The following is a 19,286-nucleotide window of genomic DNA, read 5'->3' as shown; positions in this document are numbered from 1 at the left end:
TAATTTAAGTGCTAAAGGTTTAATTTCATAAACTATAAAATCATTCTTGAAAACAAAAAAGCCACTACTCTCGTAATGGCTTTGTTTGCTCCTCTTCAAAGACTCGAACTTTGGACCCTCTGATTAACAGTCAGATGCTCTAACCAACTGAGCTAAAGAGGAAGGTTATTTTTCGCGTTAGCGGATGCAAATATAAATTATTTTTTTTGTTTGCGCCAAAAGAAAACTTATTTTTTTAAGGTTGATTTCTAAAAATATTTAGTTGGTAATAGCTTTGAAAATATCGTTTCCATTAGCGAATAAAACCAACGCTATTAAAATAAAGAAACCAACGACTTGTGCACGCTCTAAAAATTTCTCACTTGGTTTACGTCCAGATATCATTTCAAACAATAAGAATACCACATGCCCACCATCTAATGCTGGTATAGGTAATAGGTTTAATATCGCTAACATTATAGATAAAAATGCAGTTAAACTCCAGAAATCTTGCCAATTCCATTGGTCTGGGAAAACATCGAAAATTGCTTTAAAACCACCTACTCCTTTATAGGCACCAGTGCTTGGTGTAAATATCTTTCCTAATTGATCGAAATAATTAGAAACCTGATCTTTAAATTTATCTATGCCTCCACCAAAACTTTCCAAAAAGGTATAGTCTTTATGAATAATATCGAAATACCCTAATTCTGCAAATCTAGAATTATGTGTGGCCAAACCTACTTCAATTTTTCCCTCAGGACTGACCGTTAAAGTTCTATTTATTTTTTCGTCTTCTCTTAAAAATATGGCATTTACAGATTGGTCTTTATACGCAGACATACGAGATTCTACTTGGTCAAAATAACGTACATCTTTTCCATTGAGTGATAAAAGGATATCACCTGTTTTAAGATCTACGCTTTTATTTATTGACGTATCGGGAACATCGCCAACCATGAATGGTATTCTTAATTTAAACGTTCCATTTTTTCTTTCAGCAGAAGATAACTGACCCAGAAAATCTTTTGGTAATACTATCTCTTCATTAACACCATTTCTAACAATAGCATATTTTTCACCCTTTATAAGATTTTTTCTTACACCAGAGTATGTGGTAACTTTTTCATCATTAATTGCAACAATTTTATCACCAGTCTTAAAACCAACATCTAAAAGCAATTGGTTTTCTATCCAAAATCCATCTTGCATACTTTCTGTAGTAACATCTGTATCACCATAAGTAAAAGATAAAGCTACATATATAATATAAGCGAGTATAAAATTAACCGTAACACCACCTAACATAATAATTAAACGTTGCCAAGCTGGTTTAGATCTAAACTCCCAAGGTTGTGGTGGTTGGGCCATCTGTTCTTTATCCATGCTCTCATCTATCATACCTGCAATTTTAACATAACCACCAAGAGGTAACCAACCAATACCATAGACCGTTTCTCCGATTTTCTTCTTAAATAGTGAATATTTTACATCAAAAAAGAGGTAAAATTTTTCAACTTTAGTTTTAAAAAGTTTAGCTGGTATAAAGTGTCCAAGCTCGTGTAATACAATAAGCAAGGATAAACTGAGTAAAAATTGAGATATCTTAATTACAAATTCCATGTAGTCATTTTCAAATTTCGATTGACAAAAGTAAGGTTTTCAAGCAACTTAGGAAATAAATGTATTTCCAATCGGATTATTTTTAACAATCATTTATAAGTGAGTGGTTTTTAATTCCATATTTGTGTTAAAAAAGTATTATAAAATTAGCTTCGGTTGTACCTTTGTATTTCAGAAATTCTAAGTTAAATTCAATGTCCTTTCTTTCTTTTTTTAAAGACTACAAAAAATTCGGAATTTTCTTTTCTACACTATGTCTTATTATAATTATTGCGATCTATAGTGTACTTAATCAAGATAATGAGCGTCTACCTGTTTATCAACCTTCGGATTTTGAAACTAAATTAGTAGATAGTTCTATTCAGCATATTGAAAAGTATCATACTGTCGCTGATTTTAAATTAATAAATCAAAATGGTGACACCATAACGCAAAATAATTATAAAGATAAAATTTACATTACTGATTTCTTTTTTACCACATGCCAAACTATTTGCCCAATAATGACAAGTAACATGTTAGATATACAAAAAGTAATAAAAGATGATAGCGAAGTAATGCTACTATCACATTCTGTAACACCAGAAATTGATAGTGTTGCTCAGTTAAAACGCTATGCTATAAAAAAGGGCGTTATTGATGAGAAATGGAATTTAGTCACTGGTGACCGAAAACAAATCTATGATTTAGCAAGAAAATCTTATATGGTAGTTGAAGATGATGGTTTAAACAATTATGGCATGATCCACACCGAAAATTTTGCATTAATAGATAAAAATAAACGTATTAGAGGAACTTATAATGGTATTTCTAAAGCAGGAATAGACTCTTTATTGAGAGATTTAGAAACTTTAAAAAAAGAATACGAGCAATAGTTTTAGTAAATCTTTTTTAGGCTAAATTTTTCTATTATTTTTGCTTCTTTAAAATTAATCTAAATAAGAATAAGATTGACATTAGCAGATTTAAAACGTGGACAACGAGGTATCATTACTGATGTATCTGCATCAGAAATTCCTTTAAAACTTCTAGAAATGGGTTGTTTACCTGGTAACTCTGTCGAATTAGTGCAAGTGGCGCCTTTCGCTGACCCTATGTATCTTAATATCAATGGATCTCATTTAGCTATACGAAAAGAAACGGCTATTCATATATTAATTAAAAAAATAAATGAGTAAGCAAATTAATGTCGCTTTAATAGGAAATCCTAATACTGGTAAAACCTCTGTATTTAATGCATTAACTGGGTTAAACCAAAAAGTGGGTAATTATCCTGGTATTACAGTTGAGAAAAAAGAAGGTATCTGTAAACTTCCAAGAGGTGTAAAGGCTCATATTATTGATTTACCCGGAACGTACAGTTTAAACGCATCCTCATTAGATGAAAATGTTGTTATAGAATTACTTCTAAACAAAAATGACAAAGATTTTCCTGATGTTGCTGTCGTAGTGAGTGATGTTGAAAATCTAAAACGTAACCTATTATTATTTACTCAGATTAAGGATTTAGAAATTCCAACAATCTTAGTAATTAACATGTCCGACCGAATGGAGTATAAAGGGATTACATTAGATATTCCTTTTCTTGAACAACAGCTCGAAACAAAAATTGCATTAATCAGTACTCGAAAAAAGAAAGGTATTTCTGAGCTGAAAGAATGCATCTCAAATTATAAAGAGCTTTCCATAAAACCATGTATGGATGCTTCTTCAATAGATAAAAATTACTTCGATAACTTAAGAAAAGCATTTCCAAATCAGCTATTATATAAACTTTGGTTGGTAATTACTCAAGATGTCAACTTTGGTAAAACAGATAGAAAAACTATAGATGCTGTTTCTAGTTTTAAAACTAAGACAGAAACTGATTTAAAAAGACTGCAGCAAAAGGAAACTATAAAGCGATATCAGTTCATTAATGATACACTTAAAAAAGGGCAGACTATAGATTTAAATTCAGCCAAAGATTTAAGGATAAAATTAGATCGAATACTCACTCACAAAGTTTGGGGCTATTTAATTTTTGGGGTGATATTACTATTGATTTTCCAAGCTATCTATGATTGGTCTAGCATACCGATGGACTTTATTGATAGCACATTTGCATCACTTAGTGAGTGGACAAAAAACACATTGCCAGAAGGCGCATTTACCAATTTATTAGCAGAAGGAATTATTGCTGGCTTGGGTGGTATTGTTATTTTTATTCCTCAAATCGCATTTTTATTTCTATTTATCTCCATTCTAGAAGAAAGTGGTTATATGAGTCGTGTTGTATTTCTAATGGATCGTATTATGCGACGTTTTGGGCTTAGTGGAAAAAGTGTTGTGCCTCTTATTTCTGGCACAGCTTGTGCTATACCAGCAATTATGGCAACTCGTAATATAGAAAGTTGGAAAGAGCGCCTTATCACAATCTTAGTAACACCATTTACAACATGCTCTGCAAGACTGCCTGTTTATTTAATAATAATTTCTTTAGTCATTCCTGAAGGGCGTTTTTTAGGCCTAAGCTATCAAGCCCTAACATTAATGCTTTTATACTTAATTGGTTTTGCCGCAGCAGTCGGTTCTGCATGGATTTTAAACAAAATTCTTAAAGTAAAAAGTAAGACATTTTTTGTTGTAGAAATGCCAAATTACAAGTTGCCAATGTTTAAAAATGTGGCATTAACCGTCATTGAAAAAACAAAATCTTTTGTATTTGGCGCAGGTAAAATAATCTTAGCAATATCAATAGTACTATGGTTTTTAGCCTCTTATGGACCTGGCGAACAATTTAACAATGCCCAATCTATTATTACAGAGCAATACGCTGCAGATAATTTATCAGATAGCGAGCTACAACAAAAAATAGCATCTCATAAGTTAGAACATTCGTTTATTGGTATTGCAGGCCATGCTATAGAACCAGCCATAAGACCATTAGGTTATGATTGGAAAATAGGAATTGCTATAGTAAGTTCTTTTGCTGCTAGAGAGGTCTTTGTTGGTACATTAGCTACTATCTATAGTGTTGGTAGCGACGAAGAAGAAACTATTAAAAACCGAATGGCCGGAGAAGTTAATCCTATTCTTGGAGGCCCATTATTTAACTTTGCTTCGGGTATATCATTATTATTATTTTATGCATTTGCCATGCAATGTATGAGCACATTAGCTATTGTAAAACGCGAAACTAACTCATGGAAGTGGCCAATGTATCAGCTTGTAATTATGAGTGCTTTTGCTTATGTTGTGGCATTAATTGCTTTTCAAGTTTTAAAATAAAATGAACGCTATTATTCAAAACATACTCGTCTTTTCAGCATTAACACTAGCATTGATTTTCTTAGTCAAAAAGTTTATTTGGTCACCCAAGAAAAAAAACACTAAGGCTTGTGGAAGTAATGGTGGGTGTGGCTGTAATTAAAAATTCCCTTTAAGAAAAGAGACTCTTTATTTTATTTTAAAACTTTAGGCTTAAAAACAAGTTCTAATTCATAATTAGCATTTGTAGTATCATCTGTTCCAGTAGGATATGGAGTTAAGGCAAATCCATAAATTTTAAAATCTTTAGCGTCAAAGGCTAAATTATTAGATTCCATTACATAACCACTCGCGTCAATCCTTATTTTTTTGTCACCAACAAAATTCTCGTTTTTATAAATCGAAACTAACACATCTGCTTCACCAGCTCTAACGCACATTACATGCTTTGGGCATCTAGAATCTGCTATTACTTTTTTAAATTTTACTTGAAAGTTTTTATAATCCACTTTTTCTTGAAGTCCAACAACTTTAGCGATACTCATTGAATCTTTAACAATTTGAGTTTGTGCTTCAATCTTACCAAAAAGACAAGAAAAACAAAAGACGACTAAATATATTATTGATTTCATAAAAACTTTTTTAAAACTAATTGTTTTACAATTAAAAGACGATAAAAATCACATTGCGTTACAAAATCATATTTTAACGTCCCTTATTTTAATTTTTTTAGCTACATTTGAAAAATATTTAAGCTTACTTAAAAATTAATTAAAGCTATCGTTAATGTCAATTGCTATTGAAAACTTTGTTAAAGCTATTTACAAAAATAATTCTAATAATGCTAAAGACACCAAGCCTGGTAACATTGCCAAAAAACTTGGGATTTCTAGCGCAGCAGCAACAGATATGGCTAAAAAACTAGCCGTTAAAGATTTGTTACATTACCAAAAATATCAAGAACTTCAGCTTACGGAAAAGGGTAAAAAAATGGCTTTAAGTGTCGTTAGAAAACATAGACTTTGGGAGGCTTTTTTATTTAAAATGTTCGATATGTCTCTTCATGATATTCATAAAGAAGCTGAACTTTTAGAACACCAAACCTCAGATTTATTAGCCGATAAAATTAGTGCTTATTTAGGCCACCCAAAATTTGATCCGCATGGAGATCCCATTCCAAATGCTAATGGAGAAATAACAACGATTGATACATCTATTTCCCTTGCTAATGCAGAAGAAGGTAAGCATTACGTGATATCTCGATTAATGAGTGATGATAAAGAATTCTTTGAGTTTTGCGCGCATCACAAATTAAAATATGGCCACGAGGTACTGGTATCAAAACAATTCATAAACAACAAGATGACTGAATTATCAGTCGAGAACAATACAATTTTACTCAACCAAGATTTCACAACTTTAATTTATGTCAATGCAATCAACTAATAGAAATATAACACTAAGTACCATCCTATTTATTTCAATGCTTTTCTCTTTTGCTCAAGAAAATGAAGAAGGCGAAGCTCTCGTTACAGACAGACCAGATGCTACTGAAGCATCTTCAACTGTTGGAAAAGGTGTTTTACAACTTGAAACAGGAGGACTATACGAAACTTTTGAAGCAAATAATATAAAATCAGAATCCTATACGTATAACACTATGCTTGTTCGTTATGGTATACTAGACAATTTAGAGTTACGCTTAGGATGGAATTTTGTAGAAGGCGTAACTAAACTCAATGGTAATAAATTAGATAATGTTGCAAGCGGACTCTCCCCTTTACTCTTAGGTGTTAAAATTGATATTGCCGAAGAAAAAGATGGCATGCCAGAGATTGCATTAATTGGTCATGTATTTCCATTATTTAGTGCTTCAACAGATTTTAGGCCAGAAACTACAGGAGTAGATTTTAGATTCTCGTTATCTCATACCCTAGGCGAAAAATCTAGTTTAGGTTATAATATTGGTGCGCAATGGGGAGACGATTCTCCTGAAGCTGCTGCAATATATACTGTGGCTTATGGTTATAGTCTTTCAGATAAATTCGGGTTTTATGCCGAATTATATGGTGACTTCCCAGAAGATAATTCTGCGAATCATTATTGGGATGCAGGATTTACATATTTAGCCAGCAACAACTTACAGTTTGATATTTATGGTGGTACCAGTATTACTGAAGGTCAAGATTTATTATTGGGAATGGGACTTAGTTATAGAATGCTTAAAAAATAATTTATTGATGAAAAAAATACTATTACTTCTTTCCATAATATCCGTTTATAGCTGTAAAAATGAAACTAAAGACGACGGAAAATTAAATATCGTCACTACTACGACCATGATTACTGATTTGGTTAAAAACATAGGAGGAGATGCTATTAATGTGCAAGGCTTAATGGGCTCGGGTGTTGATCCGCACTTGTATAAAGCTAGTGAAGGAGATGTTTCTAAACTGGTGGATGCAGATATCATTTTTTATAACGGTCTACATCTAGAAGGAAAACTTGTTGAAGTTTTTGAAAAGATGGGAAGTGCTACTAAAACGCCAATTGCTTTAGCGGACCAATTAGATAAAAGCACTCTAATTGGTTCAGATTATTTTGCCTCTAATTATGACCCACATGTTTGGTTTGATATTAGTTACTTTGGATTATTTGCAGAAAAAGTTGCAAAAGTATTGGTAGAACAAGATCCGAAAAATGCCGAAATCTATGAGAAAAATATGACTTTTTACTTGATGGAATTAAAATTGCTAAATGAAAAAATAATCACCAAAGTTGATGAACTCGCTATTGAAGATCGAATCTTAGTTACAGCACACGATGCATTTAATTATTTTGGTAAAGCTTATAACTTTAATGTGGTTGGTTTACAAGGTTTGTCTACAGCCACAGAGGCTGGTGTTAAAGATGTACAAAAACTATCAGCTTTTATTATCGAAAACCAGATTAAAGCTGTTTTCGTAGAAAGTTCAGTACCAAAACGTACTATTGAAGCCTTACAAGCAGCTGTAAAATCTAAAGGTCATAACGTTGAAATTGGAGGTACACTTTACTCAGATGCATTAGGTAATAAAGGAACAATCGAAGGTACATATATAGGTATGTTTGAGTATAACGTAAATACCATCGTAAACGCACTCAAATAATGAAAAATATAGCCGTTAAAGTAGATGATTTAACCGTAGCTTATAACTACAAACCTGTACTCTGGGATATAGATTTAGAGATTCCAGAAGGCGTTTTAATGGCTATTGTAGGACCTAATGGAGCAGGAAAATCAACACTCATAAAATCTATCTTAGGTATTTTAAAACCTATTGCTGGTAGTGTTAGTATCTACGGAAAATCATATGATAAGCAACGTAAGTTAGTAGCTTATGTGCCTCAAAAAGGAAGCGTAGATTGGGATTTCCCAACAACAGCTTTAGATGTTGTGAAAATGGGAACTTATGGAAGTCTAGGCTGGATAAAACGACCAGGTCAAAAAGAGAAAAAAGCAGCCCTTGAAGCTTTAGAGAAAGTGGGAATGCTACCATTTAAGAATAGGCAAATTAGTCAACTTTCCGGAGGGCAACAACAACGTATATTTTTAGCTAGAGCGTTAGTTCAAAATGCATCTATTTATTTTATGGATGAGCCATTTCAAGGTGTAGATGCAACAACCGAAATTGCAATAATTAATATTCTTAAAGAACTTAGAAAAGAAGGTAAAACTGTTATTGTCGTTCATCACGATTTACAAACCGTTCCAGAGTATTTTGATTGGGTTACCTTTTTAAATGTAAAGAAAATTGCAACCGGACCTGTAAAAGATATTTTTAATGATGACAACCTAACAAAGACTTACGGTATTAATTATAAGGTAAGTATACAAGAGTAATATTATGAAATATGCCTATACCATTCTCTATGTAGAAGATGTTGAAAAGACAATTACCTTCTATGCGAACGCTTTTGGTTTTCAAAAGAAGTTTTTAACTCCAGAAGCTGATTATGGCGAGTTAATTTCTGGAGAAACTACAATTGCCTTTGCCTCATATGTATTAGGCAATTCTAATTTTAAACAAGGGTTCAAAAAAATAACATTGACTGAAAAACCAAATGGTATTGAAATGGCTTTTACTTCGGAAAATATCGAAGCAGACTTTGAAAAAGCAATAAATGCAGGTGCTATGGAATATGAAAGTATTATTGAGAAACCTTGGGGTCAAAAAGTAGGTTACTTAAGGGATATTAATGGTTTTCTTATTGAGATTTGTACACCAATTAAAAACTAAACGCTATAGACTTCATTGAATACATAAAACTTGTCTTTACAGATTATACACTCAGAACCATAACACTCGGTACTGCTATTCTAGGTGCAGTTTGCGGTATGTTAGGAAGCTTCGCTGTCTTAAGAAAACAAAGCTTACTTGGTGATGCTATTTCTCATGCTGCATTGCCAGGAATTGCTATTGCATTTTTAATCACTGGAGCAAAAGACAGTAATACATTGCTACTTGGTGCTTTGGTAAGTGGTCTCATCGGCACCTTTTGGATCCGAGGAATTGTGACTAAAACACATTTAAAGTCGGATACTGCATTAGGCTTAATCCTATCATTATTTTTTGGATTCGGGATGCTGTTACTCACATTTATTCAAAAGCAACCTAACGCCAATCAAGCTGGTTTAGATAAATATTTGTTTGGGCAAGCTGCTACTTTGGTTGAAAGTGATGTTTGGATGATGGCAGTCGTAACGGGTATTTGTTTAATCGTTATGCTCACGTTTTGGAAGGAATTTAAAATTCTATTATTCGATGCTGATTATACCAAAACACTTGGATTTAATACAAAGACTATAGATATTTTGATTACAAGTTTTATTGTTCTTGCAATCGTTCTAGGTTTACAAACTGTTGGTGTTGTACTTATGAGTGCCATGCTTTTAGCGCCAGCCGCAGCAGCTAGACAATGGACAAATAGTTTGGCTATAATGGTATTTTTAGCAGCTATTTTTGGTGCATTTTCTGGAGTTGTTGGCACTGCCATTAGTGCAAGTCAAAATAACTTATCTACAGGGCCAGTAATTGTTCTTGTAGCAGGAGTATTTGTTATTGTTTCATTTATATTTTCTCCAAGTCGAGGTTTACTATTTAAACAAATTCGATTTATAAAAAATCGTCGCGATTTAGAATTACATAAAACCTTAGCTTTTATGCATAACATAGCTGAAACACATGAAGACATTTCGCACCCACACGCTATTAGATTATTGAATAATTTTCAAGGCTATACAAAGTCTACGCTTCAAAAATTAGTAGATAAAGACTATGTTCAGATTAACGGTAACATGTGGAGCTTAACTGAAACCGGTTTTGATATCGCAGCTAATCTATACACCAAACAAACAACTGAAAATGAGTAGTGCGCAATTAGAAATACAACTTATTGCTAGTTTAGTCGCTGTTGCTTGTGCAATTCCCGGTACATTTTTAGTACTTCGGAAAATGGCTATGATAAGTGATGCCATAAGTCATTCTATTTTACCTGGCATCGTCATTGGTTTTTTTATTACCCACGATTTAAATTCACCATTACTTATTCTTCTTGCTGCATTAACAGGAATAATTACAGTAATATTAGTTGAGTATATTCAAAAAACAGGATTGGTTAAAGAAGATACTGCCATAGGTTTAGTATTTCCTGCATTATTTAGTATTGGTGTCATTATGATTGCTAAAAACGCTAATGATGTACATTTAGATGTCGACGCTGTTTTGTTGGGTGAATTAGCTTTTGCTCCATTTGATAGATTAATAATTAGCGGAGCAGATGTTGGTCCTAAATCTTTATGGATTGTTGGTACAATTTTACTTATTACTGTAATCTTATTGTTTACATTTTTTAAAGAATTAAAAGTGAGTACCTTTGATAAAGGATTAGCAGCATCTTTAGGATTTTCTCCTGCTGTCATTCATTATGGATTAATGTCTGTATCTTCAGTCACTACGGTTGGAGCATTTGATGCTGTAGGTGCTATACTTGTTGTTGCCCTTATGATAGCACCAGCTGCTGCTGCATATTTATTGACCACAGACTTAAAGAAGATGCTTGGTTTAGCTATCGGGTTTGGAATCTTTAGTGCCATTTTTGGATATTGGGTAGCGCATTGGTTAGATGCATCAATCGCAGGTTCTATAACCACAGTTCTTGGATTGGTGTTTTTGATGGTATACTTATTTGCTCCAACAAAAGGCATAATTGCAGTGCTTTACAGAGAAAGACAGCAACGAACAGAAGTTTCTTTACTTACATTTTTATTGCACTTAAAAAATCATGATGAAGAATCAGAACGCCATGTTAAACATCTTAATGAACATATTAATTGGCAAAAGGTACGTTCTAAATCTGTATTAGATTTAGCTCAAAAAAATAATATGATTCATATAGAAAACAATATTGTCTCTCTTACCATTAAAGGCGATGAATTTACTTCAAAAGCCATCGATTATATTATTACCAATGAAGACACACAAATTGAAGATATGAAAGATGACTTCTTTTTGTTTAGAGGTTAACCTTTAAAGTCTTGTTTTAACAAGCATTTTCTTTTAAATATCAAAATATTCTATATATTTATAATTGGTTAACCAATTTGGTGAACCAATTATAAAGTTTTAGCTATGATTTCAAAACTACATTTTTTCGGTTCATTAATAATTTTACTATTTGTTTCTAACATATCATTTGCAACAGATTATACTGTAAACTCAGCTAGTCAATTTAATGCGTTGACTTTACAACCATGTGATGTTGTCGCATGGACAAACGGAACATATTCAGACCAAGACATAGATTTTAATGCCATCGGAGAATCTGGTAGTCCAATCGTTTTAAAGGCCGAAACACCTGGTGGAGTGATTTTTACTGGTGAATCTAGGATGAATATTTGGGGAGAATACCTAATTGTAGATGGCTTTTATTGGGATGGTGGTATTGGATTTAATAATCATATAGAATTTAGACGAAGCGGTTCTAACACAGATTTTGCAAAAAATTCTACAATGCGTAATTGTGCTTTCAACGATTTACAAATAGAAGATCCTACTGAGCCTGATGCAAAAAGTAGATGGATCGTACTCTATGGTTCTAATAACACTATTGAAAATACCTCTTTTCTCAATAAAGATACAACTGGTGTTTGCATTTTAGTAGAATTATCGTATAACAATGGAGGTACAGCAGGTCATAATATACTCAATAATTATTTTTATAACGTAACAGCAAAAGATGGACGCACGAATTCAGGAGATTCCGAAGGTATACGTATTGGTTCTAGTTCTGAGCAAACAGAAAACGCAGCTGTATTAGTAGAAGGCAACTATTTCCAGGCGGTGGACGGTGAAAATGAAATTATTTCTAACAAAAGCCTTGGTAATACATTTCGTAACAATACATTTAGAAACTGCAGAGGTTCTTTAGTATTAAGACATGGAGCACAAGCCTTAGTTGAAGGGAATTACTTTATGGGAGAGAATAAAGCTAAATCTGGAGGGATAAGAATATCCGATCAAGATCATATCATCATTAATAATTACATGCAAGATTTAGATAATTCTTCAGATTCATTTAATAATGGCATTACATTAATGGGAGGGAACGCAGCTTCAGGTGGAACAAGTAATGGGTATCAAAACGTTAATAATATTCTTATTGCTTTCAATACAATTTATGATTCAGTAGATCCAATTTACTTTAATGATTCTAGAGGGAACAATATTCCATCTGGAACAATTGCAAACAACGTAATTTACAGTACTAATGGTACAATTGTTTCTGGTGATGTTGGTTCAATAGGTGGAAGTATAAATTATGATGGTAATATTTTTGGTGGTTCCCCTATTGGTGTTACAGATCCTGGTATTACAGATACCAATGCCAATTTTTCTATGAGTGGTTTAATTTTTAAACCTAGTGCTGCAGGTCCTGTGGCAAATGCATCGGCAGGAACATATAATGAAGTTACATTAGATATTGAAGGGTTTACAAGACCAAGTACAGGCAAAGATGTAGGTGCACACGAAGTGATTGGTGCAACAGGCACTGCAACGAATTCAGTACCAATAATAGATTCTGCTGTAGGAAATACTGTAGGAGCCTGTTATTTAGATTCTGATGGTTTGGTATCTTCAAGTGCATGCACTATAATTGATTATGGTACAAACTGTGCACCAATACCCGTAACAGCTGTTAATGTGAACCCTGAAACAGCCACACTTTCTATAAATAACACACAACAGCTTACGGCAACAATAACACCAAATAATGCTACAAATATGCAAGTGACCTGGTCTTCTGAAAATAATACTATTGCTACAGTAGATTCTAATGGGCTAGTTACAGCCGTAGCTGAAGGGACCATAAATATAACTGCAACATCGGTTGATGGTTCTTTTACAGATTCTGCAAATATTGAAGTTCTAGGACCATTATCACCACCAGATTGTTTAGAAAATACCAACCTTTCCTTGTCAGCATCTGTAGTAAGTTTTACAAATCAGCAAGCTGCTAATCCAGCAACAAATGTTATTGATGGTGATGCAGATAACCGATGGTCTGCAGAAAATTTTCCACAGAATATGGTCATAGATTTAGGCGATACTTATAATGTAGGAGGTATTAATTTATTCCCTTACCAAAGTCGCGATTACCAATATTTAGTTGAAGGTTCTGTAACCTCTCCTTCAACAGGTTTTACAACCTTAGTGGATAGACAAGGAAATACAACTGGAGGTACAGTAATTAGCGACTCTTTTGACCTCACTGTTGTAAGATATATACGTCTAACAGTTACAGGAGCTGCCACTTATGCAGGACCATGGTGTTCTGTTTCTGATATGGAAGTAGTCTGTGCAGGTTTAACATTGTCTACACCTGAAAACATACTTGAAGCTTTTAAAATATTCCCTAATCCTTTTGTAGATGAATTAAATATTCAAATTTCAGAGTCACTGCAAAGAAATATATCTAGTATAAGACTCGTAGACGCCACAGGTAAGGTATTAATAGAACAAAAACATACATCTACTCAATCTGTTTTAAAACTTAAAAATGAGATTGCTAGTGGTCTTTATTTTATTCAGGTTATTGGTATTGATCAGCGGGTTTTATCTATTAAGAAAGTGATTAAAAAATAATGCCTATCGATAGTTTTATTAAATAATTACGACAATAGATGTATGGAACTATTTGAATACCTCACAGGTAAAGCCGGAATAATGATTCTGGGTTTGATTACAATAAGTGTTTTTCTTTTCAGAAAGTATAAAACACAACGTTATTTTAAATACATTGAAAAGAAAAGGAAGAATAAAGATTCTCATTAATCACATTACTTAAAACCACGCTCTTTCTGAATATGCTCATAAGCTTCTTGTACCTCTCTAAACTTAGCTTCTGCACCTTCTTGATGTTCTTTACCTAAATGTCCAACACGATCTGGATGGTATTTTTTCGCCATTCGACGATAGGCTTTTTTAACTTCATCATCAGATACTTTTTTATCAACTTCTAATACTTTATAAGCATTATTGGTACTATCGTAAAACATAGCTCTAATGCTTTCGTAATCCTTATTGCTAATACCTAAATAACCAGACATGGTGTAAATCTGTCGCATTTCAACTTCAGCGACATGGCCATCTGATTTAGCAATGCCGAATAAGAAGTGAAGTAATTGTAAACGCGACGCATGATCCATCATTTGTTTTATCTGCAAACACACTTGACGCATAGAAATATTTTGTTTGCTAATACGCTTAAACAATTCAAAGGCTTTGTTAGCTCTTTCTTTACCATACATATTGGTAAACTGCTGACGTACAAAATCTAATTCGCGCTGATCTTGCTTACCATCTGCCTTTATAATAATAGATGCTAAAATGAGCAAACTCACTTCAAAGTCACCAGATTGTGTTTGCGGTCGTTGGCGTGTTTGTCTTGGTCTCTGACGATATGGGTCTCTCCGTTGTCTTCCGGTTTGACGATCACCCAATAAAGGTGTTCCATCACCAGATAAATTATCGACAAAGCTACCTATTGCTAATCCTATAATAGCGCCTATTGGTCCTCCAAAAGACCAACCAATTGCGCCTCCAACCCATTTTGCAAAACTCATGTATTCTAATTCTTTTAAATCTATTCAAATATACTATTTGTTAGTAGATAAAATTGTGTTTTTGTTACCATAGAAAACAAAAATAGTCGCATTCAAACTGTTAACTAAAGACTAACATACACCTCTATTTTTTCATTATCTTTGTTATTCAATTGAATAAAAAAGAAAAAATATGTATCCAGCAGAATTAGTAAAACCAATGCGTGAAGATTTAACCAAAGTTGGTTTTCAAGAATTATATACTACAGAAGATGTAAATAGTGCACTTGCAAAAGAAGGAACAACTTTAGTGGTTGTTAATTCTGTTTGTGGTTGTGCAGCAGCAAATGCAAGACCAGGAGCTCGTATGAGTTTACAAAACGCAAAAAAACCAAATCACATCGTAACCGTTTTTGCAGGTGTTGACAAAGAAGCTGTTGACGCTGCAAGAGCCCATATGGTGCCTTTTCCACCTAGCTCTCCGTGTATGGCATTATTTAAAGATGGTGAATTAGTGCATATGTTAGAGCGTCACCACATTGAAGGTCGTCCAGCAGAACTAATTTCAGAAAACTTAATGGATGCTTACAACGCGCATTGTTAAAAAAGTTTAAAATTATAGAATTTAAAACCACGATTTTTTATCGTGGTTTTTTAATTTTACAGTATGCGCAAATTATTGGCTTATCCACTTACGGTATTATATTTTATCTGCTTTGGGTTAACATTATATATTTTCCATCCCATACAATGGGTTTGCCTAAATGTGTTTGGTTATAAAGCGCATAAAATAAGTGTAGACTGGTTGCAATTCTTTTTAATACGTTGTTTAAATGTTTTAGGTACTCGTTTTACATTTAATAATACACATACTATTTCTACAGATAGACCTCTAATAATTGTATCTAACCACCAGAGTATGTATGACATTTCACCAATAATGTGGTACATGCGCAAGCATCATGTGAAATTTGTAGCTAAAAAAGAATTAGGTAAAGGATTTCCTAGTGTATCTTACAATCTTCGTCATGGTGGATCTGTTTTAATAGATCGTAAAAATCCACGACAAGCGCTACCTGCAATGTTAAAGTTTGGTGAGTATATAGAGTCTAACAAATATGCAGCAGTTATTTTTCCTGAAGGCACAAGAAGCAAAGATGGTTCCGCTAAACCGTTTAAAACTAAAGGTGTCGAAATATTAATAAAAAAAGCACCTTCTGCATTAATAGTTCCAATTACAGTAAATAACTCTTGGAAAATGTTACGTTATGGTAAATTTCCAATGGGCATTGGAAATCATATTAAATTTACAGTTCACAAGCCCTTAGAAATAGCTAACTTTACAACTACAGAGGCACTCATTGCTCAAGTTGAAAAAACTATTGTAGACGCTATTAAAAATTAAACATCAAATACCATCTAGATGTCCTTAAAAAATATAAGATTAGAAGTCATGCAACATCTCGAAAAAGATGTAGAATCATTAATAGAAAAATATTTAATTCCTGTTGAAAAAATCTGGCAACCTACAGATTTTCTTCCTAATTCTGAAAGTGAAAACTTCTACGAAGAGGTTAAAGAAATTAGAGCATTATCTAAAGAATTACCTTATGATTTTTGGGTAGTTTTAGTCGGTGATATGATTACTGAAGAAGCCTTACCAACATACGAGTCTTGGTTAATGGATGTGGAAGGTGTAGGCCAAATAGAACGCAACGGTTGGTCTAAATGGGTAAGACATTGGACAGCAGAAGAAAACAGACATGGAGATGTTTTAAATAAATATCTATACTTATCTGGCCGCGTGAATATGCGCGAAATCGAAAAGACAACCCAGCATCTTATAGCAGATGGTTTCGATATTGGTACTGACAGAGATCCTTATAAAAACTTCATTTATACGAGTTTTCAAGAACTAGCAACATATATATCGCATAATCGAGTAGCAAAATTAGCAAAAGCAAAAGGCAATAAACAGTTAGCAAAAATGTGCAAAATTATTTCTGGTGATGAGATGCGACATCACCATGCTTATGCGGAGTTTGTTGAGCGTATTTTTGCTGTAGATCCCAGTCAAATGATGATGGCATTTCATTATATGATGAAACAAAAAATAGCCATGCCTGCACATTTTTTAAGAGAATCTGGAGATAAAATAAGTACCGCTTTCGAAGAGTTTTCTAATACTGCGCAGCGTATCGGTGTGTATACCTCAGCAGATTACGTAGATATTTTACAAAAATTAATTGTACGTTGGGATATTGCAAATATTAAAGATCTTAATGATGATGCAGAAAAGGCACGAGATTATTTAATGAAATTACCCTCTCGTATGTTGCGTTTAGCTGATCGTATGAAAGTACCTGAGAATTCCTTTCAATTTAAATGGGTTGACCCTGCTTAATAAAACATGGACACACCTGCATTAATCGAAGCTACGATAGTTTTTGTAAAATCTAAACTTTTAGATGCTGAAGGTGGTCACGATTGGTTTCATACAGAGCGTGTGTACAAGAATACGCTATTAATTGCAAAACATGAAAATGTAAATCTAACTATTGTTGCTTTAGCAGCACTACTTCACGATATAGCTGATTCAAAATTTTATAATGGAGATGAAACTATTGGTCCTAGAATAGCGAGTGAATTTCTATTAAAACAAAATGTAGATAGCGAAATTATAGAACATGTGACTCAGATTATTGAGAATATGTCTTTTAAAAATTCATTTGATTTAAACCCCTCTTTTAGCTCAAAAGAAATGAAAGTTGTGCAAGATGCTGACCGTTTAGATGCTATTGGAGCTATAGGAATTGCAAGATGTTTTAATTATGGTGGTTATAAAAATAGGCCTTTATATAATCCTGAAATTAAACCAAATCTAAAAATGACTAAAGCTGAATATAAAGCAGCTAAAGCTCCGACAATTAATCATTTTTACGAAAAGTTATTGTTGTTAAAAGATCAAATGAATACTAAAACTGGAAAGCGAATTGCTACTGAAAGACATAACTATATGGAGAGTTTCTTAAAACAGTTTTATGCAGAATGTGAAGGTAAACAATAAATTAATTTTCTTTTGCAACTTCTAAAGCAGTCAGTTTATATTCTAAAATTGCCATTTCTTCGCCATAATGGATGAGTTCATCCGCTGTTAGATTGGTTTTTGTGTTTACAACATTCAAAATATCCTGACCTTTCTTAGTATAATAGTCAATTGCTATATTAATCTTTTTATCCATTGTCTCAAAAACTACTATTCGACCATTAATTTTAATTCACTTCTATATTTTGAAGCACTTTTGCCTGTAAACTCTTTAAATAATTTATTAAAATGCGAGAAATTATTGAAGCCACATTCAAAACTTATATCTGTAATACTCATCTGGCTCTCCGACAAAAGTTTTGTTGCGTGTACAACACGATATTCATTAACTAATTTAGTAAACGTTTTACCAGTTACCTTTTTAAAGTAACGACAAAAAGCAGGCACCGTCATACTCACAATACCGGCAATCTCATCCAAACTAATATGCTCCTGAAAATTTTGGTTGATATGCTTATAAATTAAATCAATCTTAGCACTATCTTGAGGTTCAGTCTCAAAAGCAAAGCCATCGGCGTTTAAAAGTGTGTAATCATTAGATTTTGCAAGTGTATGGAAAACTTCGAGTAAGATCAATATCTTTTTAAAACCACCTTTTTCAGGTAGTTTCTCAATCTTTTTTCCTAATTTTTCTTTTGTCTTTATACCAAATAAAATCCCTTTTTTTGCACGATTAAACATTGATTTTATAGGTTCCATTTCAGGAATATCAAAAAAACCTTCGCCTAAAAAATCGGGCTTAAACTGAATAACAGTTTCTGTTCCCTCTGCTGTAAAACGATCTGTAAAACCGTTGTGTGGTAAATTAGAGCCAATTAGTAATAATTGACTATTATTAAAATAAGATAAATGATTACCAATATGCCGCTTCCCTTTACCTTTGTTTACATACACTAATTCCATTTCTGGATGAAAATGCCAGTAAGGCATACCTGTACCTGTATAAACATCATTCCTTTTGGCCAAGAATGAACTACCAAACTGTGGGCTGATTTTTTCTAATGTAGGCTGTTTTTTATTCATTCTATAACAAATTTAAGTTAAATAGATTTTATAAACTGTTTATAATTACCTTAAATATATTCTAAATTAACCCTATTAGTATTTAACATAACTTTAAGGGGTAATTTCGCATAGATATTCATTAAGATACTTGTTTTATAAAAACCTAATGCATTATAAATT

20 protein-coding genes and 1 tRNA gene are annotated in these 19,286 nt (G+C 32.9%); 15 read left to right on the top strand and 6 right to left on the bottom strand.

Annotation, left to right across the window (positions count from 1 at the left end; all coding sequences use genetic code 11):
- Positions 1–88: 88 nt before the first annotated feature.
- Together ACFWU4_RS02755 and rseP are read right to left on the bottom strand one after the other, a co-directional pair.
- Positions 89–162: transfer RNA gene (locus tag ACFWU4_RS02755), tRNA-Asn, on the bottom strand.
- A 96-nt stretch (positions 163–258) separates the two neighbouring features.
- Positions 259–1,602 (bottom strand): RIP metalloprotease RseP, encoded by a 1,344-nt coding sequence (gene rseP / locus ACFWU4_RS02750; protein WP_411124632.1) that lies wholly within the window; start codon positions 1,600–1,602, stop codon positions 259–261.
- A 194-nt stretch (positions 1,603–1,796) separates the two neighbouring features.
- On the opposite strand from rseP, the gene ACFWU4_RS02745 reads away from it, so the two are divergent.
- The 3 genes from ACFWU4_RS02745 (at position 1,797) to feoB (ending at position 4,872) form a co-directional block, all read left to right on the top strand.
- Complete coding sequence (locus ACFWU4_RS02745; RefSeq protein ID WP_411124630.1) at positions 1,797–2,477, top strand: SCO family protein; 681 nt, start codon at positions 1,797–1,799, stop codon at positions 2,475–2,477.
- Between the two features lie 69 nt (positions 2,478–2,546).
- Positions 2,547–2,780: a ferrous iron transport protein A gene (locus ACFWU4_RS02740; RefSeq protein ID WP_411127216.1), complete on the top strand. Its 234-nt coding sequence runs from the start codon at positions 2,547–2,549 to the stop codon at positions 2,778–2,780.
- The gene (gene feoB, locus ACFWU4_RS02735) at positions 2,773–4,872 is read left to right on the top strand and encodes a ferrous iron transport protein B (protein WP_411124628.1); all 2,100 of its coding nucleotides are present in this window, start codon (positions 2,773–2,775) and stop codon (positions 4,870–4,872) included. The genes ACFWU4_RS02740 and feoB overlap by 8 nt, the downstream gene beginning before the upstream one ends.
- A gap of 173 nt (positions 4,873–5,045) precedes the next feature.
- Here feoB and ACFWU4_RS02730 read toward each other — a convergent pair whose 3' ends face one another.
- Complete coding sequence (locus tag ACFWU4_RS02730; RefSeq protein WP_411124626.1) at positions 5,046–5,483, bottom strand: hypothetical protein; 438 nt, start codon at positions 5,481–5,483, stop codon at positions 5,046–5,048.
- Between the two features lie 154 nt (positions 5,484–5,637).
- Here ACFWU4_RS02730 and ACFWU4_RS02725 point away from each other — a divergent pair, with 154 nt between their 5' ends.
- The 8 genes from ACFWU4_RS02725 to ACFWU4_RS02690 all read left to right on the top strand — a co-directional run bounded on the left by ACFWU4_RS02725 (position 5,638) and on the right by ACFWU4_RS02690 (position 14,036).
- The gene (locus tag ACFWU4_RS02725) at positions 5,638–6,297 is read left to right on the top strand and encodes a metal-dependent transcriptional regulator (RefSeq protein WP_411124624.1); all 660 of its coding nucleotides are present in this window, start codon (positions 5,638–5,640) and stop codon (positions 6,295–6,297) included.
- Positions 6,284–7,084: a transporter gene (locus ACFWU4_RS02720; RefSeq protein ID WP_411124622.1), complete on the top strand. Its 801-nt coding sequence runs from the start codon at positions 6,284–6,286 to the stop codon at positions 7,082–7,084. The genes ACFWU4_RS02725 and ACFWU4_RS02720 overlap by 14 nt, the downstream gene beginning before the upstream one ends.
- 7 nt (positions 7,085–7,091) lie before the next feature.
- Positions 7,092–8,000: a metal ABC transporter solute-binding protein, Zn/Mn family gene (locus ACFWU4_RS02715; protein WP_411124620.1), complete on the top strand. Its 909-nt coding sequence runs from the start codon at positions 7,092–7,094 to the stop codon at positions 7,998–8,000.
- Complete coding sequence (locus ACFWU4_RS02710; RefSeq protein ID WP_411124618.1) at positions 8,000–8,734, top strand: metal ABC transporter ATP-binding protein; 735 nt, start codon at positions 8,000–8,002, stop codon at positions 8,732–8,734. Before ACFWU4_RS02715 ends, ACFWU4_RS02710 begins: the two co-directional genes overlap by 1 nt.
- 4 nt (positions 8,735–8,738) lie before the next feature.
- Positions 8,739–9,131, top strand: a complete 393-nt coding sequence (locus ACFWU4_RS02705; protein ID WP_411124616.1) for a VOC family protein — start codon at positions 8,739–8,741, stop codon at positions 9,129–9,131.
- A 5-nt stretch (positions 9,132–9,136) separates the two neighbouring features.
- A complete protein-coding gene (locus ACFWU4_RS02700) occupies positions 9,137–10,264 on the top strand; it encodes a metal ABC transporter permease (protein ID WP_411127214.1) in 1,128 nt (375 codons plus the stop codon).
- Entirely contained in the window at positions 10,257–11,417 is a 1,161-nt protein-coding gene (locus tag ACFWU4_RS02695) for a metal ABC transporter permease (protein WP_411124615.1), read from the top strand. Before ACFWU4_RS02700 ends, ACFWU4_RS02695 begins: the two co-directional genes overlap by 8 nt.
- Before the next feature lie 105 nt (positions 11,418–11,522).
- Positions 11,523–14,036, top strand: a complete 2,514-nt coding sequence (locus ACFWU4_RS02690; protein ID WP_411124613.1) for a chondroitinase-B domain-containing protein — start codon at positions 11,523–11,525, stop codon at positions 14,034–14,036.
- 194 nt (positions 14,037–14,230) lie between these two features.
- Here ACFWU4_RS02690 and ACFWU4_RS02685 read toward each other — a convergent pair whose 3' ends face one another.
- A complete protein-coding gene (locus tag ACFWU4_RS02685) occupies positions 14,231–15,016 on the bottom strand; it encodes a TerB family tellurite resistance protein (RefSeq protein WP_411124611.1) in 786 nt (261 codons plus the stop codon).
- Between the two features lie 172 nt (positions 15,017–15,188).
- Between ACFWU4_RS02685 and ACFWU4_RS02680 the strand changes: the two genes are divergently transcribed.
- The 4 genes from ACFWU4_RS02680 to ACFWU4_RS02665 all read left to right on the top strand — a co-directional run bounded on the left by ACFWU4_RS02680 (position 15,189) and on the right by ACFWU4_RS02665 (position 18,062).
- Entirely contained in the window at positions 15,189–15,599 is a 411-nt protein-coding gene (locus ACFWU4_RS02680; RefSeq protein WP_411124609.1) for a BrxA/BrxB family bacilliredoxin, read from the top strand.
- Between the two features lie 63 nt (positions 15,600–15,662).
- Positions 15,663–16,400: a lysophospholipid acyltransferase family protein gene (locus ACFWU4_RS02675; protein ID WP_411124608.1), complete on the top strand. Its 738-nt coding sequence runs from the start codon at positions 15,663–15,665 to the stop codon at positions 16,398–16,400.
- An 18-nt stretch (positions 16,401–16,418) separates the two neighbouring features.
- Complete coding sequence (locus ACFWU4_RS02670; RefSeq protein WP_411124606.1) at positions 16,419–17,399, top strand: acyl-ACP desaturase; 981 nt, start codon at positions 16,419–16,421, stop codon at positions 17,397–17,399.
- A 6-nt stretch (positions 17,400–17,405) separates the two neighbouring features.
- On the top strand, positions 17,406–18,062 hold the full coding sequence (locus tag ACFWU4_RS02665; RefSeq protein WP_411124604.1) for an HD domain-containing protein: 657 nt from the start codon (positions 17,406–17,408) through the stop codon (positions 18,060–18,062).
- 1 nt (position 18,063) lies between these two features.
- Here the strand turns inward: ACFWU4_RS02665 and ACFWU4_RS02660 are convergent, their stop codons facing one another.
- Both ACFWU4_RS02660 and ACFWU4_RS02655 read right to left on the bottom strand, forming a co-directional pair.
- Positions 18,064–18,237 carry a hypothetical protein gene (locus ACFWU4_RS02660; protein ID WP_411124602.1) on the bottom strand — a complete coding sequence of 58 codons (174 nt, stop codon included), beginning with the start codon at positions 18,235–18,237 and terminating at the stop codon, positions 18,064–18,066.
- Positions 18,238–18,251: 14 nt separating this feature from the next.
- Positions 18,252–19,124, bottom strand: a complete 873-nt coding sequence (locus ACFWU4_RS02655; RefSeq protein ID WP_411124600.1) for an AraC family transcriptional regulator — start codon at positions 19,122–19,124, stop codon at positions 18,252–18,254.
- Between the last annotated feature and the right edge of the window lie 162 nt (positions 19,125–19,286).

The organism is Winogradskyella sp. PE311, assembly GCF_046545555.1.
Taxonomy (GTDB): Bacteria; Bacteroidota; Bacteroidia; order Flavobacteriales; family Flavobacteriaceae; genus Winogradskyella.
This window is presented reverse-complemented; position numbering and strand designations above follow the sequence as displayed.